We start from the raw sequence: 23,654 nt of genomic DNA on the forward strand, positions 1-23,654 counted from the left end.
GGGATACAATCACCTTGATAAATATTAATATCTACTATCACAATAACCTCTCATAGTTGTAGCATTGGTTGAAATGGTTTTTCGATTTTGTTGTTTTTTCTTAGGTTATCTAAGGCCCATAGAGGTCTAAGGTTTTTTAGAGACCAACATCTCTTGAAGTCGAGATGCGATGGATCAGAAAAGTTAAATTTAGAGACTGGAATTATGTGATCTATATGCCAATCTCCATAATTATCCCATGACATACCAGGGATAAATAGTTTTTCAAGATGCTTTTTAAGGTCAGATAATGAATATCCAACGAGTTTTTCCCAATGAGTATTTGATTTATTACTACCAGACCGCTTTAATGATTGCCAGATAGAGCAGCTGACGTTCATTCTTAAGCGATATTTATGATCAATAGCGCGTTTTTTCCTCCTTTGCTTATTTCGGTTCTCGATAACTTTGGGATTAGAAAAATACTTTTCTCTTGAAGCCTTTATTTCTGGCTTCTCGTAATAGCCGCCGCCCCTTCTGGTTTTCTCATATTCTTTCCTTTTTGATTTGATCTTTGGTGAGTTGTTTCTAAGCCTTTTCTTTTCTACTGCTATGGGAGTTTTTGCATAATCCAATGACCTTTTATTAGTGCATTTTTTACAGCTTGAATAACGGCCATCGGATGCCCTTTTATCAACATAAAACTCTGATAATGGCATACTGGTTTTGCATGAAGCGCAAACTTTACTTTCGGCCACCATTGAGTCTCTCCAGATAAAAGCTATGGGTTGATTTGAAGTGTCCGCCTTGAATACTCTCCCTGACCTGAGCCTTAAAACTCATTACCGCATCCATACGAGTTACACAATTGACGGCCAGTTTCGGCTCAAAAATCGTATTGAGCCAGAGCCACCATTTGGGGGCCAAGTGCCAGGATAATTTATCAGCAAAGTAGAGTTTGCTTTTTGCTTGACCGCTATGCGTACAATGTCCCGCCAAAAGGTCATATGCCCATTCCCCAAATAATTTTCCCCCAATCCTGGCTCCGGCCCGCCAATGAGTTTTCTTCTCTTCATAGGAGTTCAGGTAGTTGAGTCCGAAGTGGCCCACATCATGCAGAAATATACAGATCGTTTCTCTCCATGAAGGGAGCTTGCCGTAAAGCCGCTGCCAAGCTCGAATCACCATGAGGCTGTGCACTGGAGAATGGCAACCGCAGATAATTGAAATGGTGCCCTGTGTCATGACACCCCCTTAAGCGCCTGAATGTAATTCTCTTCCATCGTCCAAACCTCCTCCGCGGTCCGGCGCCGCTTCTGATTGATGTTGTCATAAACCACCCCTTCAAGCTCAGGGATAAACGGATAGTGCATCTTGACGGCCTTGGTTTGGCCGTAGCGGTAGGACCGGCGCTCAAGCTGATAACGCTGCTCTTCCGAATCATTGAACCCGGAAATGATATTCGAGCCGCAGGCCTGGAAATTTAGGCCGTAGCCCAGGAGTTGCGCTTTGGTGATGAGGCAATCACTCTCGCCCTTGCGGAACCGTTCGATGATAGGCAACCGGGCCTTTTTCGGGAGGCTCCCGGTAATCATCTCCACCAGGTAGCCATGATCCTTGAGCAGGTCGAAGAGTATCCGGCTTTCCTCATCGAAGACGGTCCAGATTAGGACCTTGAGGCCGTCTTTCATATCCTTAAGGGCTAAATCAGCGCAGAACTGAGGCTTATGGGAAGCTACCGGAATGATCTTGCGGCCCGGGCCTGCCTCCCCCTCATAAAGAAAACCCTTGGCCATTTCGGAGTATTTGATGCGCTGCACCATCTCCAACTTTTCCCAACCGCCAAATAATGTCGCCTGGCCGGAAGCGTCAGGTAGCCGGTGAATGAGGTCTAACTGCTCCTGGGTAATCTTGAGGCGATATTCTGTGGTGACAGGATCCGGCAGGTCCTTGAGATGATCCTGGAAGCCGTACCGGGCCGGGTTGCGCATGTAGATGGACCAGCCGGAGAGAAAACGGTAGAAGGCGCTCTTGGCGTTATCCTTCACCTTCCATTCGCCGTCTTTTGTGCGACAGAAGAACGTCCAGATGATTTCGCCCTCGTTGCGCAGCTTTTCCAGGAAAGACCCCTGAGAGGCGTACTCCATTGTCTCATTGGGCGCCGGCGTGGCGGTGAAGGTGTATTTGTATTCGATGCCCCGGCAACTCTTGATAAGCGCCCACTTGATGGTGCCCCCGCCCGACTTGAGAAGGGAGGCCTCATCCAGCAAGGCCCCGGCTAGCCATTGACATTCCGAGATGGTTTCCGCCTCACCCTTCCGGGGGATAAACTTTTCGGGGTTGATGATGGCGATTCCGGGTCCTGGGCCGGTACACCAGGTTCTGAGGGCTTGCTGTGATTCCAATTGGGTAATTTCCGGATACTCAGGAGGAAAATAATACGGGTTCTGTAAATCAGTAACCCCGTAAAATTTTATGGTTTCGTCTATGGTTTGCTGAATCAGGTTTAGGGGAACGATCAGAAGTACCCGACCCTGCGTCTTGTGCATCACTTGGCGGGCCAATTCCAGCATCATAAGCGCCTTGCCCAATCCCGTGTCACACCACACAGCAAATCTCTTCGCAGGCAGTGAAAGTGCCCGGACAATCCATTCCTGATAATCAAAAAGGTTGGGGTTGAAGGGAAGCCACCCTCTTTCTTGGTAAACATCCTCCAGGCCGAAGATATGGGCGAACCGGGAAGGGGTTTTTAGCTGATAACTGTCGGTCTCCCAGGCATAGGACAGGTTGCACTCCGGGAGCTGCTTCGATTTGAGAAAGACTTGGTAATCCTCCAGGCTGAACGGTGCCTTGAAATCTACCTGTATCGTGTCGCCTTCTACGCTTATCACTGCATCCTCCTTACCCCCGGTGCTGTTGCCTTACGCAATCCAGTTACCAGGGGCTATATGTGAGCATTGGCGCTCATCAAAAGGGGTAGTCTCCGCCAGAAGTCCTACCCCCAAAAATCAGAGCCATACTTGTTAAGGTTCTCGCCACTGTCGCCCTTCCCGGCTGCCCTCCCGTCCTTGACGCTTTCGGTACTCCGCCGGCCTTCCCTTCACCCCTGGGGTTAATAAGCTGGCCATGCCTGGGCTTTCCCTACGTCGCGCCGCCTACGGGTCGCCTCATTTCCGGGTCTTGACTTCAACACGCTTAACGGGGCCGTGCTCCCCTAAATTGTCTCGGTTGTTCAGGTTCATCGCCTTGGCGTCCGCCGCCAGATCACTTTCGGTTGTGTCTCCTACCTGGAGAGGCAGATTCGATCTACCCACCAGGAGGGGCCTCGATTCGGCTGGCGAACTCTGCGCCCCATTTGCAATTTCTTGGGCTCGCTACGCCCCAGGGTTGCTATCCCCTCTCACCCCGCCTTTGAGCCATATTTCAGGCTTCGGTTTTCGTGGGGTTAGGCTGGCCTGGTTCGGCTGTTCCGGGTTTTTTCGCTGGTGGCCCATTCCCTGCCACCGCCCGCCCTGTATTTTTCGGTTTTTTGTGGGTGTTTGGTAACCTCCTGGTATGTTTGATTAGCTTTATATGGTCATAACCTTACCATGCGGTAAGATCGTGTCAAGCAAAAAATAACCTTGCGGTAAGAAAAAATCTGATTTTTTTGTTTTTCCGGGGATTGCAGAAATTCGATAGAGATTAAAGCGTGTTACGAATCAAAAAATAAATGGAAAAGACAGAATGATTTTTTTAAAGATAAATAGGAGATATTCCGAATATATGGGCGGGTCTTATATCAAGGCATCGAGGGAGGATTTGGTCATGAAATTATCGGAGAAGCTGATTGCCCCTTTGATCTATGTCTTTTTGGGCTTTTTAATGGTGCCTGGCCAACAATCGGTAATAATCTATAAATCACCGCAGGCATTCCGGGAGGCCGTAGCTATTTATGATGCAAACAATAAGCGGGTGACACCTGCATACATAGCCAGGACAGCCGCTTTAGTACCAGGAAATACAGAAGCCGATTTACTTGAATGTTCCTGGAGCTATGGCTTAGATAAAGTCATGATCACTAAGGGTAAATTTGAGGGTGTAATTGGGTGGGTGCCCATAGAGTGGTATCATTCAAAATAAGATGAGGCGAGCTACAGCCCCGCCGCCCCCTCGCCGCCCCCGCCTTCCGGGTCCTCATCATCCCGTTTGGGCGGGTCCTGGACGTGCAAAAGCCAGTCGAACTCTCCGTAGATCAAGCCCTCCTGGCTCGGCTTGTTGCACAACATCTCACTATTCCAGGTATCCACTGAGACCTGGCGGCGTTTGGTGATAGCGTCCTCGATTCCGTAGAAGCCGTCTGCGGCCCGCGCCTTGCCCTGGCAATCCGGCCAAAGTTCGCACAAGGCGCACTCCCGATCCGGGGTACACCGTTCGATCACGTCAAAAATACACCACTTGTAAACCCGGTAGCCCCTTTCATCGGCTTCGGTGATTACCTGGTTCATGAGCCCGTAAGCCTTGTGCATGGTGGAGAAGATTTGCAGACTGGACTTGATGCCCCGTTTCGTTTGGGGGACCAGGAGGGCGGCCTGGTAGATCGACGGGTCCATTTCGTCAACCTCGTCGAGCTTCATTTTCTGAGGGTGCGCGCCCCGGACGCTCCGGGATGAGGCGGTGAGGATTTGGATGTTGGACTGATTGTTGAGCTTGGAGCCCTGGGCTAGCATTTCCCCGTTAAGCAGGTATTGAAAGTCCTCCGTAACCAGCCCCCAGCCGTCCCCCTCGCCGGTCAGGTGCTCATAGACCCTTTTGCTTTGCTCCTGTGAGCCCCCTAAGATTTTCGTGGAGCAGCCGCCCTTGAAGGCGCTGTCAAGCCAGGTGCACAGTCCGGCCAGGAGGGTTTTGCCGCCGCCCCGGTTCGACCAACAGATGGAGTTCTGGACGCGCTCAAAGAAGGTGTCGCAGATGTAGTCGGCGGGGGAGTTATGGTGCTCACAGACGTGAGCCCGGGGGATGGTGAGGGGGTTGCCGGATTTATCGGGGTAGGCCCGGGCGATGAAGCCTAAGAGGTCTTTGTCGTCTCGGAAGCCATGCTCCCGGTAATATTCGATTTCCTTTTGGAGTTCGCTCTCTTCCTGCCCCAGCAGATTGTTGCTCTCGGCCTTTTGAATGCGGCCCCGTAGATTAGCCACACTGGAGCTTTTCTTCTATGGCGGCCATGCGAGCCTCAAGCTCGGTAAGCTCTAGTCCCTTCCGGTAAAGCTCCATCATGCTCGACAGCGCCTGCCCCTCGCCGGGGGTGATCCGCCCCCTGGATACTGCGGAGAGAATTGCGGCCATAGCCTTGGGGATGTCCGCCACCGTTTCGACCTTGGGGAGCTTTATCGACAGGGGGAGTTCCCTCCGCAGCGGGATGATCCGTTCAAGACAGAGCTTGAGGGCTACGGGGTCCCCTTTCTTGGCCTTGTTTATGGCCTTGCGGGTCAGGGCCTCAGCTTCCCCGTCCAGAAGAACCATCGCCGCCTTGGTAGTCTTACTGAGGGTGCCTTTCGGCTTGCCGCTGGGGTTGCCTGACTGTCCTTTTTTAAAGGCCATTGTTTTTTCCTTGATTAATCAATACGATGCGTTTAGCCCCACCCACCACGTTAGAAAATACCGCAGTCCGTCAAGCCCGTGGTGGGGTCCCGTGCCCGGCACATGTTCCCGGTACAGGTTGAACTCCCCCAGAAATCGCCGGTAGCAATACTCACCGCAAGCGCACTTCCCGACCTTGGCGAAGGTGAGCCCGGACTCCCCTTTGGTTATGGCCGCCGCCTTGAGCCACTGCTTGACGAGTTCATGGCCTGGCTCAACCCGTCCCGACTGCCCGACTATATCCACCCCGAAGACTTGGGAGTAGGTGCGCAACGCTTCCGGCTTGGAGGGATCGCCTGCGCCGCCGGTTAGCTGGCCATAGCCCCGGCCCTGGTGAATCTTGAGCAAAATCTTCCCATTTTCTTCGTTCGTGCGGTATGCCTGGTAGTGGGCATACAGGACCTGGACCTTTTCGTGGTCGGCGGAGGGTTGAAGCCAGAGTGCACAATTATTTTTCCAACCGAAGTCCACGCCCAGGTAAATCGGATTGTCCGGGCTGTAGTAGGGGTCTATCAGCATTCCCTCATCCCCACAGCACAACTCCCCTGTTATTTTCAATGCTGGCCTGAACTGCCGGGGCACCCTTTGCCGATTCTCCTACCGCCTGCCCTTCCCTGTCTGTCACCCCCTGGCCGTCGCTTACAAAGGCTCTCATGCTGTCGTTCATCTCAAGGGCGGTGCTCAGGGTTCGGATGACCCCGCAGGCCGCCTGCTTGAGCCACCGCTTTTCTGTTTCGGTGAGGGTACGGCCCAGAATCAAGATATGCTCCGGGCCGCCGTCGATGGACAGGTGGATGGTGGTGTTCATGATCCGCCCGACCTCCCGTTAATGCGCCGCCTCAGCTTCCGGCACGGGCTGATAGTTAACCGGCTGCAAGGGCCGCACCTTCTGCACCCGCACCCCCATGCCCTCGTTAATGGCCGTGGCCAGGGACTTGATTTGCAGCTTGAGCAGGTCGATAGCCTCCTTGAAGGCCGCCATGCTCGCCTTTTTGTCTTCCTCCACCTCGTTGAGTTGGGCCACTAAGCTGGCCAGTTCAATCGCCTTCGGTTCGAGTTCTGCGGTAAGAAAAAGTTGCCTCATCGGTTTTGTTCTCCCATGGATTTCGTGAAACATCGGGGTTAAGAGTTCTTCAACCGCTGCCTTGTTTTCCAGGTCGACGGATTTGCCTTGGTAGGTTATGGTGCTTTTGATTTTGTCGGTGGTGGTCATGGGGTGTGCTCCTTGGATTTACCCTTCTCCATCTGCCGCACCCGCCGCGCCATTTCCCGGGTCTGCTTGGGCGGGTCAGCGGGTTGGCCGAAAGTCCTTTGACATTTGGGGCAGGTCACACTCACGTCCCCCAGATGCGCTTTGCCGTGATAGCCGCATTGACAGCGGTAAGGTCTGATCGTTTCGTCTTGGCGGGGAATTCGGATCATCAGATCCACCTCACTCGCGGTGTAACCTCAGTCGCAATCCCCAGCAAAATATAATGCAGGGCGCTCAGGGCGAAGTTGTCCATCTCAAGCGGTGCGTCCTTGACCGGACGGTTCAGCTTCTGTTCACGTCCCCGGAACCGCCCGAACTCGGCCATCAGATTAGGGCAGGCAAAAGCCCCGGCGCCATCCCGCCGTCCCGGTATCGTGTCGAAATAGAGGCTCACGGGTGCCCCCAGCTTGAAATTCGCCAGCCGTTTCTTCACCAGGTTGATCGCCAAGCTGACCTCCTTCGCCTCTACCGGGACCGCACAGAGCCGTTGTTTTCTCATGATCTTGATAAAGGCCGGCTGAGTCGGGTCGCAGTAGAACTTTCGGACCCCAAGCTCACGTTGCCATTCTTTGGCTATCCCCACGGCGGTTTCCAATAACATGCCCTCCTGGAAGACCTCCCGGATCACCTGCACGTGGTCATGTGGCGCCGGGTCATGCCGGGCCGCAAGCAAGACGGTTGGACCCTGGAGCCCCCATTTGATGCCGACATAGACCCTGGGTTTTAATTTCTCCACATCAACCCAGGAGAGAATTATAATAATCCACGTTCACCAGCACCCAGACTCCGGCCTCATCGCGCTTGACCGGGATTTTACCCAAATGGATCAGCTTCCTCACGGTGCGCTCATGGACACAGAGAAATTGAGCGATAGCGGGGACTCCACGATAGAACTCGACCGGAATGATGACGGGCTGTATGGTACCCTTGCTCTCCCCCTGTGTCATGCTTGAGCCCCCTTTAGAAAACTGTTGTCTCTTAAAAAAGCCTACCGGCCTCGACCCCGTTAAATTCTGCATGGGACGCCGCGTCCGCATAATAATGGCCTATATCTTGGGCTTCCAACATAAGGCGACGATACCGCTCCGCCAGCCCCGCCCGGTATTCCTCCAGGGTAATGAGTTCTATTTCCCACCTGGCCGGGTCGCCATAATACTTGCCGGTTTCCGGAGCATATTTCACCACCAGGGCATCGTCGGTCCAGAAGACCCCTTTAAAAACGTCCTTCAGGTGCTTGATGATATTGTCCAGGTCCGGCTTTTTGGTGGGGCAGATAGCACCGGTCAAGGCCTCTGCTTTAAATTTCTCACCCTTCTTGCCCTTAAGATCTGATTTGGTCATGGGCAGGAAAGCCTTGACACCTAAAACCAAGGCGCCGGTCAGGGGGGTCTGGGGGCGGTATTTATAAAGCAAAGCCAGTAGCTTTTCCTCTTCCGTCTGCTGCTTCGGGTCCTTTCGGGGCTTGCCGGCGATAGCCTTGCCGCCTGCCAGAAAAGCCCGGCCCCGCGCCCGCATTTGGCCTTTAGGCTCAAGGATGATGGTGAATTTCATATCGTTGGTTTCTCCCGCTCCCGTGCCAGCCGAATCACGTTAATGAGGTAGCCTATCCAGCCCTTGGCCCAGTCCCACCCGCCCAGGACCGCCAGGCCGGTAAGCACTGCAGCCACCAATCCCAGGCCGTATGCGTATCCGAGTTTCATGGCTTCAAGCATCATCGCGCCTCACTTGGCCTCGACGTTGAGCGCAATCGGGCCTTTCGGACCGCGGCCCACCTCGAATTCGACGTGCTGGCCTTCATGGAGGGTCCGCCGCCCCTTGCCGGTTTGTTTGATGTCCGAGTAGTGGACAAAAAGGTCGTCAAGCTCTTCACGTTCGATGAAGCCAAAGCCACGTGTATCGTTAAACCATTTCACAACGCCCTGTTCTTTTAAAGCCATTTCCAAGTTCTCCTATGATAGATATTTTCAATCGTTTGCCGATTTAATCCTAATTCTTTCGCTATATTTGTCATATCGCCCTTCTTTTTGTTTTGGAGACGTGCTCTTATATCAATTACTTCTTTTTCGCTTAATTTTCTATGGGGAGCCCATTCTATACCCTGCCTAACTTTATCTTGGGTATTTTCTTCATGTGTAGCCCACCTCAGGTTGCTGGCTCGATTGTTTAATTTATTTCCATCCCAATGTGCTGCTTCATGTCTTTCAGATGGACGTGGGCCATAGAAAACTTCACAAACCAAAACATGAACATGGACTCTGCGTCTGCCATTACTATAATAAAGACTTACTTCGCGATACCCCTGAAAAGTGACACTTCCATTAATAATTCTCGAGTGTCTCGCTCCATGCCCCCATGGCCTTCTGCTTAAAATTCTGCCAAAACTTGAAACTTGATAATCAGGAAAATCAGGAATTGGTTTCCAAACTTCTTCTGTAGTGTTAAAATTTCGGGCAGTCATGAGACCGCACCTCCTGTTAAGGTGGGTTTTGTGATTAGGGCCGGGATGGTGCTCCAACACTGTCTCGGCCTGATTATTTATACCACTTACCATCTGTATTTGCAAGGTAACTTCCTTATTTCTTAACTGTTTTTTGGAAATCTTGTTCTAAAATTAACCTGAGGTAATCCCCCGGCTCGGGGCAACCCCTGCAGCCGGGGGTCCTGCTACCAAGGCACGTCTTAAAACTTTTAAGCGATAGCCTCTCGAAGATTTTTGTGGCATTTGAAGCTAACCTTCTTCCCCGCCGGAATGTCTATGGCCGCTCCGGTTGCCGGGTTGCGTCCCTGCCTGGCCGCGGTGGCCTTGACCTTGAAGGTGCCCAGACCCGGGATCGTCGCATCCTCGCCGTCAATCAGGGCCGCGCCTACGCAGCGCACCAAACCGTCCAGCGCCGCTTCCGCGTCCTTTTGGGTGATACCGGCTTCCTTCGCCATGCCTTTTACGAGTTCAGCTTTCGTCATAAAAACCTCTTTCCTGTGGATTAAACCGCTCGACGCTGAGCGGGGGTTACGCTTTTAGATGAACTGCCTCCATCAACCACGCCGCAATCCCGGCCACCCTGCCCAGCCGTTTCCGTTCATCCGGGGTCAGGTCCGCCACCGACTCAGGGGGCCGGCACTTCTCACAGACTCCGGTGATCCGGTCGTTCCGATAATCGACCTGGCGTTCCTGGCCACAGAGGATGCAGGTAAACGTGCTCATTTGAACACCCCTACCTGGCGCAACAAATGCTGGAAGCAAACACCCGAAGCACCGTATTGCCGTTTCAGGCATCCCGGGACGGTACATGTCTTGTCGATAACCGGGCTCCATTTGGCCTCGAAGGCGGCTTGCTCAGGGTCGGGGGTGAGTTGAGGTTTCGGTTCCTGGCTTTCCCGGTAGTAGGCGACGTCGTTTTTCATGAAGGTTTCTCCCATGATGATCATCCACCGGACTCCCATTTCTCTGTGCATGAGCAAAGCACCGGGGGGTTAATCCGCTTGGTTATCAAATCGCCCTCCTCTGTCTTACCCATAGGCCAGTCCATCGCTGTCCTAACCACTCCACTACCCTTACACTTCGGACATTCTGGGTTGGCCCACTTGTCCGGGTGAAAGCGGCGGTCGTGAATCTCATTGGCCTTGCTATCGCCGTTCTTCTCGCCAATTTCCATCGACTTCGCCCACATAAAGGCCGGCAGGTTCCGGGGCCAGGATTCCAGTTTTTTAACTTCGGCCAAGAGGTCTTTGATGTGATTCTCTGGAATATCCCGGACCTCTTCACACCATTGGGTAATAGTTTCATCCCGTGGAGGCTTGCGCTCAAAGTAGAGGCTCAGCTCATAGATTGCGCTTTTAAATGTTCCTGGACCCATTGCGGTTGACCCCCTTCGGGTTGTGCTACATCAAAATCAAATGGCTCCCTTTCCCATTCAGCCGCCTTAAGCCAGCGCTCAAAATGCTTAAATTCAGGGTAGAAGATGCCTAACGAATCGGCTTTTTGTTTTTCGGCAATTTGGCGCTCAATTATCGAGATGACGTCTTTGGGGATGGTGGGCTTAGCCTTCTTGAACTGGGCAAAAGCGTTTTTTTTACTACCATGCTGGTTTTTGGGGTAGGCCAAATAGATTGCTTCGAAATCTTGAGGGTATGCTCCGTTCCCTCCGGTGGGAGGGGACATATCTTTTTTATTATCTTGATTTAAACTTAACTTAAACTTAAGGCCGGAGTCCTCCTGGACTTCTCCATCATTACTCCGGGAGTCCTCCGGGAGTCCTCCGGGAGTTTCACAGAGTTTATCTGGAGGCGATGGGAGTTTTGAAGGTGATTCCCTGTCTACCCTAAGTCTTTGATTATCCTTAAATTTTGGATATTGGATAAACCACTCTTTCCCTATTTGATAGCGTAAAATCAGTTCTTTGGATTCGGCATCTTTGAAGAATTTTGCTACTTTTTCGGCGGTGATATGCTCAAGAAGAGGCACCACGATTGCCCTAAAAACTTTAGGGCTTCCGCTAATCCTCCCCTCGATATCAAGGTGCGATATGGCCCAGGTAAAAAGGAGGCGGTGAGTATCATTCTCAAGGCTCGCCACGGCCTCATTAAGGCTAATTTTCTTATGGAGCATCCTACCGTCGGCCATATTATTTACTCGTTTGGATAAAGGTTAGTGCCTCTAATTTTACGCCAACAAATTCCACAGAAATAAGGGATAACCCGATTAGAATCATCCGGGATTCTTGAACAGGCGTAAGCCATAGATTCTTGGATGACATGAACCGGGAGAAGACTAAGAAATCTTTTTAAACTTACTGAGCGGAATTTTTGAGTGAATTGTCGATCAGGATAAGTTTCTTGAAACACGTCCTCGATAGTATCCATGTCGTTTTTAAGTCTGGATTCTACTTTTTTTACAAACTTTCGATACTCCTTTAACTGCTCTTCTTTTAATTTAAGAACTTCTAAATTTTCAGATAACTTAGATGGGGCCTTATCGAGAGGAATATCCCTTTTCCCACGGTTACAATCGAAACAGGCAGTCAAAAGATTCTCTATAGAATCCTTGCCACCCTTAGATTTTGGGTCGATATGGTCAATTTCAAGGACTACTTCAGGAGGGGTCTTGCCACAATAACAACACTGAAAACCGTCACGCTTAAAAACTTCAAATCTTATTTTCTTAGAAATACTCATCACTTCGCCGCTCGCCCCGTAACCCTGGCCACCAACCGCACGGGCCAGGATGAGTGCTGTTGCGATTTCCGCCGGGCCGCCTCTTCTAATGCTGCAAGCTGCTGGTGGGCCTTGCGGATTTCCTCCTGAACCGCCTTAAACTCTTCACGGGTAATCTCCGCCCCGCCTGGCGAGCCGGAATCCGCCGATTCGATTATGGTCTGACAGGCCAATGAGGTCTCCCGAAAAACCTGGGTAATGTGCCGGCTAATCTCTTCGAATGACTCCAGGGGTTGCGGTATAGTGAAGGCGACGCGCCCGAACAGGCCGTCCAGAAAATCCAGGACCCTCAGATCCCGGCGATGGTGCATGATGTTGATGAGTTCAGGGCGGATCAGGTTATATTTCTCATTTTCCCCGTCCCGCATCTTGTAGAGCGTATAGGCCTCAATGTGGACAGCATGAGCGGTTTCTTTGACTTCGCCCTCTGGCACTGTCTTAAAGAGCTGCTCTTTCAGTTGGCGCCGCTGCGTTTCTATCGGGAGACTCAGGAACTCTTCGATTTCCGACATAACCCCTTCCCATGGCTAATAAATTGTAAATTTTCACACTACCTTGGTTTGGTTTTAGGTATTACACTGCCAACATGGTCAATCATCCTCATATTCGTGGTATCCTGTTCTCAAAAATCCCCCGGGGCCGGTCGCGCATCCCCGCATTGAAAAACCGTCTCCGGGGAGGTGGGGGCCGTGGTCAATGTCCCCTCATAAATCTCTTTTGGAGCCTTATGAAAATCTCTCTCATGATCCCGCCGTGCGTCCGTTGCCTCCAGGTCTGCCCAAACTGCCAACACCTGCCGATAGACAAGCGCCGTCGCCAGGCGGAGGCGGCCTTGATGTTGCTCAAGGAGAAGTTTCCGGGGCTGGTTCCGGATTGGCCAGGGGAGCCGGATGGGCCGGAGAAAGAGCGGTAATCAAGTCAACCAGGTCGGGGCCAAAATCCCTCAAGGAAAACCCTCCCCCGGTAGCCTCAATTATTTTTTTGGCCAGCTTCGGAGTGATTGGGCGCTCCCCCCGGTTGATCTTACGGATGTAGTCTTCGGATACCCCGATATCTTTGGCGATTTTGGGAGGAATTCTTTTTTCAAGAACGGCGGCTGCACGCACCTGACCATGACAAGCAGGGCATAGCCACTCGACCTCAAGGGGTTTGGAGTAATCGCTGTGGTGGCCGTGGAGAATTATGTCTTCAAGGCCACACTTTTCACATGCGGAGGGCTTGATTAAGTGGCCATGATCAACAGCATACTTTACTTTGACCTGGGCCAACTTAGAGGGGCTCGTTTTCATAATGCGGTAGATCCCAGATCATCCGGATTAACTTTACCGTCCGTCGCCCGCTGTATTTTAAGGGCCGTCTTGAGAGAGAGACCCCTCTCTCCTTTGAGAAAGCGAGTAATAACCGGCAAAGGGAACCGATGCTTTTTGGCCCAGCCACAGGGGGTCTCGCCGATTTCTTTTAAGTAGGTGTCTAATTTCATATGATCATGCTAACCGTAAGGTAAGTTTAATGTCAAGAGAAAAATGTACCGTGCAGTTAGATTTTTTCGATTACCATGCGGTTATGAGCGTGGATGACGAAATTGATCAGATATTAGTCTTTATTCGGGACAACCTGAATTATTTTAAGACTAATAATCGAGGCGAACTTACCAGGATTGCGAAAGAATTTAGCCTTAGTCAAAAAAATATGGCGGACTTCTCTAATTCGTATGGACCCGGCTCTAACCCGCAGTTCAGGACTACTTATAAAATTCTGAAAAGACTTTTAGGGAGGCGTCCGGTAGATTTGGAGGGGATTATTCCGGTCATAACTGTTGTGGGGGGTGTTCCAGAAATCCCAAAAGGGCTTAGGCCTGAAGATTATTATGCCGTACCTATGGTTGAGGATAAAATCGCTGCTGGCCTTGGACGTATAGTGGCAGACAAGATCACTGACTTGGTATGGGTTTATAAACCTGAGATTGGTAGTCGCCGAAATTTGGTGGCCGTTAAGCTGGCCCCCGATGCGAAATCAATGGAGCCCGCCCTACACCCTGGAGATATTGTAGTAATAGACCGGGACGATAAAGCTATTACATCGAAGGCAATCTATGCAGTAAGAACCTCTCAGGAACCGTGTGCTATAAAAAGAATCTCGATTTCGAAAGAAAGATTCTGGCTTGTTTCTGATAACCCAGAATGGCCACCCCAGATTTCCGAATTTAATAACTCAGAAGATTTAATTATTGGGAGGGTCGTTTGGTCCTGGACTAGTTGGGTGAGGTGAGCAATGAGTAACTTAGAAGCGGATGGGCCGCCAAAATGTCCGAATTGTGGTTCGAAGCATTTGACTACAATTCAAAAAGGCGACCCACCCAAAAAAACTAAATGGCTAATGGTATTCTTAACAGACGGCCTGTTTGGGTTAGGGGATTATGGAAGCCAAAGGGTTGAATTGGTATGCCTTAAGTGCGGGCACAACTGGCACCCTGGAGATCAATAAAAAATACCCTGTGGTAATTTTTGTAATTGACAACTAAAATACCGCATGGTAATTTTATTCCATGCTTACCCCTGCCCCGCTGCTCACCCCCCAGGAAGTCGCCGACCTCTTGCACGTTTCCATAAGGACGGTATATGAGAATAAACAGAGGTTCGGCGCGGTCTACCCAGCCGGCCTAAGATGCTTGAGATTTAAGGCGGAGGCGGTCTATGCCGCAATGGGAATACAGGAAAGGCCGGTGGCGGTACGAGTTCGAGTACCTGGGGGAGAGATACGGGAAAGCCGGGTTCAAGACCATGCGCGAGGCCCGGGCCGCAGAAGAAAGACATCGCAAGAGACTATCGACTCCGGAGAAGAAGGCCGAAATCGTCATGGTCTTTTCAGATGCGTCAAATGAATACCTGGACTTCGCTAAACTTCGCTATGTCAATAAGACCTACAAAGAAAAGGTTTTCGTCCACCGCTCCTTCATAGAGCATGCAGGCGACCTCCCCCTAAAAGAGATCACGGCCCTGGTGATCGAATCTTACCTCAAGAAGCGCCCCAGCAAACCCAACTGGAACAAACACCGCAAGAACCTCTGCGCCTTCTTCCAATGGTGCTTCAACCGGCGGCTGATGGAGGTCAACCCGTGCCTCTATATCGACAAGATGCCCCTGGACCTCTCCCATAAGAAGATCTATACCCAAGAAGAAATGGTAAAGCTGGTCCTGGCAAGCGGGGACCTCCGGCCGTTTTTCATAGCCATTTTCTCCCTGGCCGCCAGGGTAAACGAGATCAACCGGATTCGCTGGGAAGACGTGAATTTCCAAAATCGGATTGTGACCCTCTGGACAAGGAAGGGCAGGACCGGGGAATGGCGGGAGCAGAAGAAAGGAATGAATGATGAACTTTATGTCGAACTGGACCGGCTCTATACCAAAAATTCGGGGGAGTGGGTTTTCCCTAACCCGGAAACCGGCAAGCCGTTTGTGGACCGTAGGAAGCAGCTTAAGCGGATTTGTTTAGAGGCCGGGGTCCCTTACCTGGGATTTCATGCCATCCGCCACCATGTCGCCAGTGTGCTTCTGGATGTCCATAAAGTAAAACTAAAAACCGTTCAGAGGATGTTAGGGCACACTCGTTTGTCCACCACGGAGGGTTATATTCAGGAATTGTCCGATGGTGTCAGAGAGGCCGGAGAACTGCTAAAAACTACCACTGCAGAAGAAAACCCCGCACAGATTCCCGCACAAGAAAAAAAAGAGGGTCAGCCCGATTGAGCTAACCCGTTGATTTCATTTGGCGGGGACGACGAGACTCGAACTCGCGACCTCCGGCGTGACAGGACTCCGGTCTAACCTGAACCACCCCATAAACCGCACGGTTGACGCAGGCTTTGTGTACTCAGTACCGTGATCTACGATGGTTTGCCGAGAAAACCCCGCACAGAGCCCCGCACAATTTATCGCCCCCTACTTCCAGGACCCCCTCACATTGTTGACGTGTCCGAAAAATCCCCCCAGGCCCTCCGCGTCTCCCCGGTTCATCCAATACCCCTTTTCCCCGGTCCGATCATTCTTGTCAGGGACAATGCTCGTCAATTCGGGCGGTGCCTGTAGGGGGGGCGGCACAAACTCAACGGTCTTTGCGCACCCCGCCGCGACGAAGGAAATCAGCAAGAGCACCATCATCCATCTGGTGAACCTGTTCCTTAACTTTCTGGTCTTCACGTTCCACCTCCAGGATTTTTTCTGCAATCTTGGCCCTAACTTCAGCCTTATGTGTGATGCACCCCTTGACCTGGCAACCGGCAAAGAGAATGCCGGAGAGTAGGGTGGCGCCCAAAGCTGTGCCTATGATCCGGCCTACGGCTGTTTTAAGTAACCATGCAAGGATGATGTCCATCTATATTACTCCGCTTTAACTGCCCGTTTAGGTTCGGGGTCCATAGGGATAAACTTGGCATCGGTAAATCTGCGTCCCCCATAAAGAGCCAAGCATGACCCCAAAAAAGCCCCCATAAGGGCGGCATCTACGTTGCCGAAATTTACTGAGACATGCTCATAAAGTTTTATGGTGGCCCCGGAGAATAAAAATTTGAATCCAGCAAACCAAAAAGCCGCCAGGGCTATAAATGCGCTCCGGGATTTTCGGCCGGCAGCGCCATCCTGAATTGCAAACCAGCTCACCCTAACACCTCCTGAAACCCTTTGGCCCGGGTTAAAACGTCCCGCGAGTAGTTTCCCCCGGTAGTGTTAGCGTCCACCACGTCGCCCATTTCCAAAGCCTTCCGGACGTTGCCCGGGCCACAGTTGTAAGCGGCGATGCTGGCCCGGAACAGGGCGGCGTAGTCTCCCCCCAAGGCATTGAAGCAACAGTCGCCCAGGTAGTTAAAGGACGACACGATCACGTTTTTATGGACGTACTCCAGGGAGGCCGCCAGGTCCTTCCAATCATCCCCGGCACAGAAAGCCGGGTGGCTCCGGTCGTCAATCTGCATGATGCTATGGCCATGGCCGCCGTCGCCTAACCCCTCTGCATCCAAGAGCAGCCCAAAGCGGCTTTCCCGGCTGGCGATACCGCAGAGCACCCAAACCATCCAGTTGGGGCCCAGGGCCTGCTGCATGACCGCTACAAGCTCCGGTGGCCAGGTGTAAGCGTCCGCCGCGGCCTGGATGATAGGAAGGTATTTTCGGGCCAAGGCCAGCTCGTCGGGTTTGAACTGTCCGGTTTTTCCGGATGGTTCGAACTGTTCGGAATTTCCTAATAGTTCGGATTCACCAGACGGCCCAGGCTGCACGATAGGAGCCGAGGCAATAGTAGGGGCCGGGGTGCTTCCTTCTATAGGAGCCTCTGCCACGTCCTCGCCCCAGGCAGTCGGGAAAAGTGGGCTGTCATGGCCCCGGTCCCGAATCCAAGGTAATTGAAAGTGCATGCCATCTCTCAAACTATCCGGCTGCCAAAGTCCGCCCCACTCGAAGCCGGATTCAGCAAAGCACTGGACGAATTTAGTTGAGAGGGTTGGCATCCCGCCAAACGGATTGCTCCCGGCGTTCAGGTCCATCGCCAGGCCCCAAGAATGAACCGAATAGCTCGAGCCCCCTTTCATCTGCCGGATATTGAAACAGCCGTCAAACGTCCGCAACTCCCCGGCCAAGCCGCGCCCGCAGAGCTTTTGAAACGCCGCCCGTAGGGGCCCGGCCAACAGCTCATGGCCGTATATCCGCAGGGACCATGGATTACCCTCAAAGTCCCGGACGTGCCCCAGATATTCGGCAAATTCCTTAAGGCTAATCGTGGTCAGATAGGAAGCCGGATCCCGCGGAGCTCCGAATAGGTTTAATAATTGGTTCTGCATGATCGGGAATTTCATCTTGAGTCCTCCGTCCCTCAATAATGCGCCTTAAGTAATGCCGCCAGTATTGCCCCTACGATAGACCCGATGAAGGCACTCGCCCCGGCCCCGGTATAAACGATAACCTTGAGCCGATTAATGTCGTTCCATTGCGATTGATCGGACTGTTCCAGATGAATAATCCGGCGCTCATGGTCCTGACACTTGCGGCCACCTTGGGCTTCCTCAACCTTTTCAACTCTGCCGCAAACCGTATCGTGTAGTGGGCAAAAATCTTGATTTGCCATCCATTGAATCCCCCAGAGTTAAAGGTTCGCCTCCTGTCGCCTTACTCCCCCGGCATCTGCTCAACCGGCACATCCTCGATATCTATGGCCCGGGTATCGGCATCATCTTCAGCCGCCTAAAAAACCAAAAACATTCCAGCCTTAAATGGGCTGTATTCTACCTGGGCAATAATTTGCCCCACCTTAAGCAACGGTGGGTCTTCCCATTCAATTTGGGTTCCTACCTGGGAGACCTTGATTAGCGGTGGGTCTTCCCATTCAATTTGGGTTCCTACCTGGGAAACCTTAAGCAACGGTGGAACTGGAAAGGTAGCTGTCCGGATCGCATCTATTTCAGTATCAGAAAGAAGGCGATTAAAAACGACAACTTCATCGGTCAGGCCATCAAAAGTAGTGCCAGCGCTATTGAAACTTCCTATCTTAAAATCGGTTGCACCTGGAGTCAGGACTGTCCAGTCATTCTTCGCATAAGTAAGAACCTGACTATCACTTGACCTAAATATCCTGAGATTTGAATATCCTGCATTGCCATCCATCCTGACCGCAACGTGATACCAAACATTAATGGCAACTGGAAGACTAGTGCTCTGCCAGCTATTATTCCAATCCAAATGAAAGATACCATTATACTGGTATACCCCACATGAGCCAACAACCCGAAGTTTACCGATAAGACCTTGATCACCAGCTGTAGAAGAAAACTTGAACCAGCCAAGATAAGTTCCTTGTCTATTTGCTCCTCCACTTTTAAATGGAAAGTCTGCTGGTAGGCTGGCATCAGGAATAGTGTAACATTGGCCGCTCGCCCTTACCAAATGAGTAGAGCCAAGTCCTTCTTTAAAATCTATGAGTTCAGACGTAGGAGCATTTACTGCCGTAAGAGTATTTTCACCCTGGGAATCAACGGTCAACGCCCCAGATTCAAACCGCCAGAGGGCTTTGCAACTTGGATCGTTGGAGAAGGCGGTAATTTCATTGGCATGAAATGATTCAGATGTGGAAGTTGAAGCAGTTTCAGTGATCCCAATGGGTAAGACAGGCGGTGAATTAATAAAATCATAATGGGAATCAATCGTAGATTTAGCTAATGCAGCATTATAAAAAGCAACTTTTGCCAGAATCCCCCGGTAATAACCAGTTGTAAGGAAGCGGCCAATCTGAATAGTAGAAGGAGCCGTTAATGACACACCGGCTCTTTGTACTTGCGTTCCTTGTGAAACCTTGTCAACAAAGAGTTCGAATACCCCGCTTGTTTTAATGCGGGTCATTACCACATGGTGCCAGTTTCCATCATTATAGTCGGCTGCACTTATTACAAAAGGTGAATCATATACCCCAGCAAGGATGTTGCCCCCAGAAACTAAATTGATACCAAAATCATTGGTGTAACCGCCTACTTCTGCTCCAGTTAACCCCCAGCCAGACCAAAAATTGGTACCGACAGGGGCTGAGTTGGCAGTCTTCAACCAAAATTCAATAGTAAAGTCGTCCTGGATTTGCCGAGCTATGGAAATTGCCCCACCATTAAGATTCAGAGCTTTACCATCAAAATCATCTACCTGGGAGAGGCTGGCTGCATTAACTACGGTCCCTGTATTAGTCCCTTTAGAGTCTGCTCCCAAATTAGCAGCATCAAGGAAGCTGTAAAAATTGACCAAACTCGATTCGGCCAGAATTATGTTGTCATAAGTGGGCATCTGTTACCTTTACTTACACCACGGCCGGAGCGTTGATTTCCCAAACATCTTTGCTGGCCAAAGTAAAGCCCACCCCTGCCACTACGGCGAAATCTGTCATGGTATCCACGAACTTCAAAGCCGAAGTGCTGGACAACCCGAAGGCCACATGATTAGCCGTACCATCAGCCGCTCCAGTACCGGTCTTTTCGGCCAAGGTCAGTTTGCGCCCGGAGACATCGCCAGCAGCTTTACTCCAATCGCTAGCTGGGGTCAATTCGATGGTGGCCAGATTGTAAGTCGTAGCAGCTTCTTCATAGGTAGCTGGTTCTTGCGAACAGAGAAAGGCTCGATCACTCAGGGCTACTTCATCCAAATTCTTATCCATTACTGCATCAGGAACCATGATTGCCATATCGTTTCTCCTTTCTATGCCACCGCTTTGACGCCAATTTCAAGAGCATTAACCTCAGCTTCGGCCCAGGCCGCCTCCGTGTCCGGGTTGGTTTCCCAGATGTTATAAAGCTGTACGGAAGAAGATGGGACTGGCTTGTCATCACTGACATAATCCGTACTGTTGGTGCGAACCGCGAGTTGAAGGTTGGTTGGAGTAGGGGAACCTTCAAACCTGGTTAACGCCTGGACTTGGACACAGTTAATAGCCCCCACATCCCCGGCTAAGTCGCCCGCGGCATACAAGTCCAAATGGTCAGCCGTGTTGGTGAAGATATAGTCGGTCTCGCTGCCAGGGATTTCATCGACACATTCATCATTAGCCCCGGCCGATGGGGTCCATTGAGTCGAGTTTCCGGCCCCGATGGGCACAAGTGCCTGAATTTTGGTATTGCCAGGCCAAGCGGCATTATCCACTATGATATTATCCACATAGCAAGAGGCGTAGCCATTGCCTACACCATGATCGCCCAGCTTGAATGAGGTAATTGGTAAAGTTACACCAGAAGTATTGCCACTAAAATCAATCACCAATATGCCATTTATTTTTAATTGGAAAACCCCACTGACATTATGAGATTTAAACCGTACTTCTATAAAATAAGTAGTAGCATCAGGAAAACTATTTGCAGTAGTTCCCAGAAGAACATTGTCCGAACCTCTGTAGGCACTCAAATTGTAAACAAGGTAACTACTCCCAGTACGGTTTATGTATCCTAATTTTGTTGCTCCATTTAAAAAACATATTAAAGGGATACAAGGACCTATTGGCCTCCACCGAAAAGACACATAATATTCAGACGCACTTGGTAGTACCTTCTGAATAGAATCTCTTGCGTGAATTAACTCGCAACAATAGACACCATCCATTCCAGTTTGAGCGTTTACTACAGTAGCTCCAATCTGAGCATCCCACAAATTCAAATCCCCAGCTTCAAAACCATCAATAAATACTCTGGCCATTTTAATAACCCCTTGATAGGCTAACGAAATGATATAATTCGGATATGTCATTATAGAAAAAACCAAGATAATCGGTTTTATTAGGACTCGCAGAAAGCGATACTGGTAGGATTACATCAGAACCCGCAGCGACCTCTACCCCAAAAGTCACCGCCCGGCCCCCCACTGCATCTTGCAGAAGCTCCAATACACATCTCTGACTGTCATAGCCCCCAGACATATTGATGACCGTGGTGGATCTGTTTAGAACGATTCTGACATGATTACCCAACGACCAGTCGACGTCGATCGTGTCAGCGCTCGTCGGTGACTGGACTGTCCTGGCAGACTTCACCAAATAGTCCAGACTGGTAGCAACCGCAGAGTCGTCCACCCCCACCTTGGCTTCCAGGTTGTTAATATGGGCGGCCAGAACATCGGTTATGCCGTCAACAACGTTGGTTAGATTTGCTGGAAAGGCCATAGACTACCTCCTTAATATAGTTATGTTATCTATAATGGTAGAATATACCCAGAGACATACATTTTATTCATAGTCACGGCTGTAGCTAAAGACATAGTTACAGTACATATATCGTATAATGGGAATGTTCCATAACTACCATTAACTAATATCACGCTTAGATAATTTGTCCCATCAAAATTATTTGTTGTCAACCCAGCAGCTACAATATTATTTAATGGGTCCTTTGGTCCAACTGGATATGGCCCACCTGAATCTTCACTATTGCCACCACCAATAAAATAAAATAAAGCGTTAAAACTGGTTGCCATCGGAGAACACATCGGCACATTTTCGCCAGCAGTATAATTAGTAGCAGTATATTTAAATTCGTTATCATCCTGTGTAATTGAACGAATATTAGATGAACCATCATTCCAAACGTCGCCCAGGTATCTAAAATTTGTATTAGGCAAAATGATAAACCAGTCGCCCGCCGCCACAGTTAAAGCCGTGCCGGAATAAGTAACCGTGCCACCGGTGGCATCGTTGTTATTATTGGCGGTAATAGTGCGTAAAAGCCCCTTGCTGGCCCCTGAAATAAAATAGATTGAGGCCCCCACCAGTTCATCCGTGGTCAGGCCGTAGCCGATACCTGTAGCCGGAGTGAGCAGAGTACCCAGACTGATTACCTGTCCGGCCTGGGACTTGACTCTCATCCAGGGCATCGCCTTCAGGGTGAAGGTGGTGTCGGCGTTACCCGCCAGGGCAAAGAGCGCATACCATTGGGAGACTTTCTCGGTGCCATAATTGCCACCACTGCCAAATTGGGCGCTGACATCCGACGAATTGATTCTGGATATACCGTCAGAATTGACCGCCAGGAGTTGGCCTGAGTTAAGAACATTCGGGAACCCAGACATATTTGCCACCGCCGGACTATTGGCAGTAGCGGCGACTGTCACCGTTGAGGCATCAGCCCAGGTAATAGCTGGAGCTGCGGTCACGGGCGCCGGCGGATCCGGGATGGTCAAACCAAGCAGGCCCAGAGTGCGTTCATCGGTGATTAAATCATTAGTGATCGCCGTGGTGCTGGTGGCCAGGAGGATTTGGCAAACCGGCAGTTTATCCGCCGGGATCGCCGGAGCGGTTGGCGCAGCAGCCTCGGTCCCGGCCACGACCAAGATCACCCCGGTATATCTATCCACTACCACCCGGTCAATCCGGGGGTTAGTAGATGGGGCCGTGATGGCGGTAGAGTTCTGGCCGACCTTTTCCGTGAGGGTGGTGCCATCAAAAATATGGCCTACATCGACCCGGACCGTCATATCGGGGGGGTCCTGCTCATGCGGGGCGAAGGCCAGAGCTGTACGCCTAGCCGCCATAATCGACCCCTCAATGGCCTGCGAATAAAGGGTAGGATTGCCGCCCATGGTCTCGAAATTGGGTTGTATCGGGGTGCCTGCCATACTCATTCTCCTTTCACCAGCAACCGTAAGGATGCGCCGGGGTCGCTCGGAGCGAACTGACTAAAGTTCGGATCGACATAGACGCCGCCGTTGGCCTCGATTTGATCTATAACGTCATAAAAATGGCTTAAAATCCCTTGCACCCATTGCCAGGCAGGCAGGATCAACATAATCAAGCGAACCAACTGCGCTTGGGCTACGGCTCTGTCTGACTCAGGAGTTTCGGGGTTGAGAATTATGGCCAAAACCGCAGCTACCGCCGCCGCCAAACTTATCTGGGTGCCCAGATCATAATGGGAAAAGATGAAAGTATGCAGTTCATCTTTCAGTAGATTGATAGCGTCAATCTTTTCTCTTACGGATACAGCCTGGGTAAGCGCCTTAGGATGGATTAAGTCTGCTCTGTCAGGAGTAACCCCTGATTGCATCTCCAACGCCAATACTCGCCGTTCTAATTTCAGAAATTGTTCCGCCGGAGTTGCCAT

34 protein-coding genes are annotated in these 23,654 nt (G+C 51.0%); 3 read left to right on the forward strand and 31 right to left on the reverse strand.

Features of this window, described 5'->3' with window-relative positions; genetic code table 11:
* Nucleotides 1-50: 50 nt before the first annotated feature.
* From WC356_01565 to WC356_01575, 3 genes are read right to left on the reverse strand one after another with little or no spacing between them, the layout of a single operon-like run.
* On the reverse strand, nucleotides 51-740 hold the full coding sequence (locus WC356_01565; protein MFA5381822.1) for a hypothetical protein: 690 nt from the start codon (nucleotides 738-740) through the stop codon (nucleotides 51-53).
* A complete protein-coding gene (locus tag WC356_01570) occupies nucleotides 724-1,224 on the reverse strand; it encodes a hypothetical protein (GenBank protein ID MFA5381823.1) in 501 nt (166 codons plus the stop codon). Before WC356_01570 ends, WC356_01565 begins: the two co-directional genes overlap by 17 nt.
* Nucleotides 1,221-2,870 carry a helicase-related protein gene (locus tag WC356_01575; protein MFA5381824.1) on the reverse strand — a complete coding sequence of 550 codons (1,650 nt, stop codon included), beginning with the start codon at nucleotides 2,868-2,870 and terminating at the stop codon, nucleotides 1,221-1,223. The genes WC356_01570 and WC356_01575 overlap by 4 nt, the downstream gene beginning before the upstream one ends.
* Before the next feature lie 835 nt (nucleotides 2,871-3,705).
* Between WC356_01575 and WC356_01580 the strand changes: the two genes are divergently transcribed.
* Complete coding sequence (locus WC356_01580; GenBank protein ID MFA5381825.1) at nucleotides 3,706-4,101, forward strand: hypothetical protein; 396 nt, start codon at nucleotides 3,706-3,708, stop codon at nucleotides 4,099-4,101.
* A gap of 11 nt (nucleotides 4,102-4,112) precedes the next feature.
* Here WC356_01580 and WC356_01585 read toward each other — a convergent pair whose 3' ends face one another.
* The 18 genes from WC356_01585 to WC356_01670 form a co-directional block, all read right to left on the reverse strand.
* Nucleotides 4,113-5,153 carry a hypothetical protein gene (locus WC356_01585; GenBank protein ID MFA5381826.1) on the reverse strand — a complete coding sequence of 347 codons (1,041 nt, stop codon included), beginning with the start codon at nucleotides 5,151-5,153 and terminating at the stop codon, nucleotides 4,113-4,115.
* Nucleotides 5,146-5,556: a DUF5681 domain-containing protein gene (locus tag WC356_01590; GenBank protein MFA5381827.1), complete on the reverse strand. Its 411-nt coding sequence runs from the start codon at nucleotides 5,554-5,556 to the stop codon at nucleotides 5,146-5,148. Before WC356_01590 ends, WC356_01585 begins: the two co-directional genes overlap by 8 nt.
* Before the next feature lie 18 nt (nucleotides 5,557-5,574).
* Complete coding sequence (locus tag WC356_01595) at nucleotides 5,575-6,114, reverse strand: hypothetical protein (protein ID MFA5381828.1); 540 nt, start codon at nucleotides 6,112-6,114, stop codon at nucleotides 5,575-5,577.
* 4 nt (nucleotides 6,115-6,118) lie between these two features.
* Complete coding sequence (locus tag WC356_01600; GenBank protein MFA5381829.1) at nucleotides 6,119-6,403, reverse strand: hypothetical protein; 285 nt, start codon at nucleotides 6,401-6,403, stop codon at nucleotides 6,119-6,121.
* An 18-nt stretch (nucleotides 6,404-6,421) separates the two neighbouring features.
* Nucleotides 6,422-6,808, reverse strand: a complete 387-nt coding sequence (locus WC356_01605; GenBank protein MFA5381830.1) for a hypothetical protein — start codon at nucleotides 6,806-6,808, stop codon at nucleotides 6,422-6,424.
* Between the two features lie 208 nt (nucleotides 6,809-7,016).
* Nucleotides 7,017-7,583 (reverse strand): hypothetical protein, encoded by a 567-nt coding sequence (locus tag WC356_01610; GenBank protein ID MFA5381831.1) that lies wholly within the window; start codon nucleotides 7,581-7,583, stop codon nucleotides 7,017-7,019.
* A gap of 242 nt (nucleotides 7,584-7,825) precedes the next feature.
* On the reverse strand, nucleotides 7,826-8,398 hold the full coding sequence (locus WC356_01615; protein MFA5381832.1) for a RusA family crossover junction endodeoxyribonuclease: 573 nt from the start codon (nucleotides 8,396-8,398) through the stop codon (nucleotides 7,826-7,828).
* The gene (locus WC356_01620) at nucleotides 8,395-8,562 is read right to left on the reverse strand and encodes a hypothetical protein (protein ID MFA5381833.1); all 168 of its coding nucleotides are present in this window, start codon (nucleotides 8,560-8,562) and stop codon (nucleotides 8,395-8,397) included. Before WC356_01620 ends, WC356_01615 begins: the two co-directional genes overlap by 4 nt.
* Nucleotides 8,563-8,568: 6 nt before the next feature.
* Nucleotides 8,569-8,784: a cold-shock protein gene (locus tag WC356_01625; GenBank protein MFA5381834.1), complete on the reverse strand. Its 216-nt coding sequence runs from the start codon at nucleotides 8,782-8,784 to the stop codon at nucleotides 8,569-8,571.
* Nucleotides 8,775-9,305, reverse strand: coding sequence for an NUMOD4 motif-containing HNH endonuclease (locus WC356_01630; protein MFA5381835.1), 531 nt, complete (start codon nucleotides 9,303-9,305; stop codon nucleotides 8,775-8,777). Before WC356_01630 ends, WC356_01625 begins: the two co-directional genes overlap by 10 nt.
* 230 nt (nucleotides 9,306-9,535) lie before the next feature.
* Nucleotides 9,536-9,808: an HU family DNA-binding protein gene (locus tag WC356_01635; GenBank protein MFA5381836.1), complete on the reverse strand. Its 273-nt coding sequence runs from the start codon at nucleotides 9,806-9,808 to the stop codon at nucleotides 9,536-9,538.
* A gap of 46 nt (nucleotides 9,809-9,854) precedes the next feature.
* A complete protein-coding gene (locus WC356_01640) occupies nucleotides 9,855-10,049 on the reverse strand; it encodes a hypothetical protein (protein ID MFA5381837.1) in 195 nt (64 codons plus the stop codon).
* A complete protein-coding gene (locus tag WC356_01645; GenBank protein ID MFA5381838.1) occupies nucleotides 10,046-10,273 on the reverse strand; it encodes a hypothetical protein in 228 nt (75 codons plus the stop codon). Before WC356_01645 ends, WC356_01640 begins: the two co-directional genes overlap by 4 nt.
* Nucleotides 10,270-10,701, reverse strand: a complete 432-nt coding sequence (locus WC356_01650; protein MFA5381839.1) for a hypothetical protein — start codon at nucleotides 10,699-10,701, stop codon at nucleotides 10,270-10,272. Before WC356_01650 ends, WC356_01645 begins: the two co-directional genes overlap by 4 nt.
* A complete protein-coding gene (locus WC356_01655; protein MFA5381840.1) occupies nucleotides 10,662-11,468 on the reverse strand; it encodes a hypothetical protein in 807 nt (268 codons plus the stop codon). The genes WC356_01650 and WC356_01655 overlap by 40 nt, the downstream gene beginning before the upstream one ends.
* A 5-nt stretch (nucleotides 11,469-11,473) precedes the next feature.
* Nucleotides 11,474-12,019, reverse strand: a complete 546-nt coding sequence (locus tag WC356_01660; protein MFA5381841.1) for an HNH endonuclease — start codon at nucleotides 12,017-12,019, stop codon at nucleotides 11,474-11,476.
* Nucleotides 12,019-12,570 carry a phage regulatory CII family protein gene (locus WC356_01665; protein ID MFA5381842.1) on the reverse strand — a complete coding sequence of 184 codons (552 nt, stop codon included), beginning with the start codon at nucleotides 12,568-12,570 and terminating at the stop codon, nucleotides 12,019-12,021. The genes WC356_01660 and WC356_01665 overlap by 1 nt, the downstream gene beginning before the upstream one ends.
* A gap of 330 nt (nucleotides 12,571-12,900) precedes the next feature.
* Nucleotides 12,901-13,347, reverse strand: coding sequence for a helix-turn-helix transcriptional regulator (locus tag WC356_01670; GenBank protein MFA5381843.1), 447 nt, complete (start codon nucleotides 13,345-13,347; stop codon nucleotides 12,901-12,903).
* A gap of 220 nt (nucleotides 13,348-13,567) precedes the next feature.
* Between WC356_01670 and WC356_01675 the strand changes: the two genes are divergently transcribed.
* The gene (locus tag WC356_01675; protein MFA5381844.1) at nucleotides 13,568-14,326 is read left to right on the forward strand and encodes a S24 family peptidase; all 759 of its coding nucleotides are present in this window, start codon (nucleotides 13,568-13,570) and stop codon (nucleotides 14,324-14,326) included.
* Between the two features lie 425 nt (nucleotides 14,327-14,751).
* Nucleotides 14,752-15,804, forward strand: a complete 1,053-nt coding sequence (locus tag WC356_01680; GenBank protein ID MFA5381845.1) for a tyrosine-type recombinase/integrase — start codon at nucleotides 14,752-14,754, stop codon at nucleotides 15,802-15,804.
* Between the two features lie 355 nt (nucleotides 15,805-16,159).
* Here WC356_01680 and WC356_01685 read toward each other — a convergent pair whose 3' ends face one another.
* The 10 genes from WC356_01685 to WC356_01730 form a co-directional block, all read right to left on the reverse strand.
* On the reverse strand, nucleotides 16,160-16,429 hold the full coding sequence (locus tag WC356_01685) for a hypothetical protein (GenBank protein MFA5381846.1): 270 nt from the start codon (nucleotides 16,427-16,429) through the stop codon (nucleotides 16,160-16,162).
* Nucleotides 16,430-16,434: 5 nt separating this feature from the next.
* Nucleotides 16,435-16,713: a hypothetical protein gene (locus WC356_01690; protein ID MFA5381847.1), complete on the reverse strand. Its 279-nt coding sequence runs from the start codon at nucleotides 16,711-16,713 to the stop codon at nucleotides 16,435-16,437.
* Nucleotides 16,710-17,897, reverse strand: a complete 1,188-nt coding sequence (locus tag WC356_01695) for a M15 family metallopeptidase (protein ID MFA5381848.1) — start codon at nucleotides 17,895-17,897, stop codon at nucleotides 16,710-16,712. Before WC356_01695 ends, WC356_01690 begins: the two co-directional genes overlap by 4 nt.
* A 17-nt stretch (nucleotides 17,898-17,914) precedes the next feature.
* Nucleotides 17,915-18,166 carry a hypothetical protein gene (locus tag WC356_01700; protein ID MFA5381849.1) on the reverse strand — a complete coding sequence of 84 codons (252 nt, stop codon included), beginning with the start codon at nucleotides 18,164-18,166 and terminating at the stop codon, nucleotides 17,915-17,917.
* A gap of 116 nt (nucleotides 18,167-18,282) precedes the next feature.
* A complete protein-coding gene (locus WC356_01705; GenBank protein MFA5381850.1) occupies nucleotides 18,283-19,863 on the reverse strand; it encodes a LamG-like jellyroll fold domain-containing protein in 1,581 nt (526 codons plus the stop codon).
* A gap of 13 nt (nucleotides 19,864-19,876) precedes the next feature.
* Complete coding sequence (locus WC356_01710; GenBank protein ID MFA5381851.1) at nucleotides 19,877-20,257, reverse strand: hypothetical protein; 381 nt, start codon at nucleotides 20,255-20,257, stop codon at nucleotides 19,877-19,879.
* A gap of 14 nt (nucleotides 20,258-20,271) precedes the next feature.
* On the reverse strand, nucleotides 20,272-21,258 hold the full coding sequence (locus WC356_01715) for a hypothetical protein (GenBank protein MFA5381852.1): 987 nt from the start codon (nucleotides 21,256-21,258) through the stop codon (nucleotides 20,272-20,274).
* A gap of 1 nt (nucleotide 21,259) precedes the next feature.
* Complete coding sequence (locus WC356_01720) at nucleotides 21,260-21,721, reverse strand: hypothetical protein (protein ID MFA5381853.1); 462 nt, start codon at nucleotides 21,719-21,721, stop codon at nucleotides 21,260-21,262.
* Between the two features lie 29 nt (nucleotides 21,722-21,750).
* Entirely contained in the window at nucleotides 21,751-23,169 is a 1,419-nt protein-coding gene (locus WC356_01725; protein ID MFA5381854.1) for a hypothetical protein, read from the reverse strand.
* Nucleotides 23,170-23,171: 2 nt separating this feature from the next.
* On the reverse strand, nucleotides 23,172-23,654 hold the full coding sequence (locus tag WC356_01730; GenBank protein ID MFA5381855.1) for a hypothetical protein: 483 nt from the start codon (nucleotides 23,652-23,654) through the stop codon (nucleotides 23,172-23,174).

The sequence above is a fragment of the Candidatus Micrarchaeia archaeon genome, assembly GCA_041653315.1.
In the GTDB taxonomy this organism is placed as follows: domain Archaea; phylum Micrarchaeota; class Micrarchaeia; order Anstonellales; family JAHKLY01; genus JAHKLY01.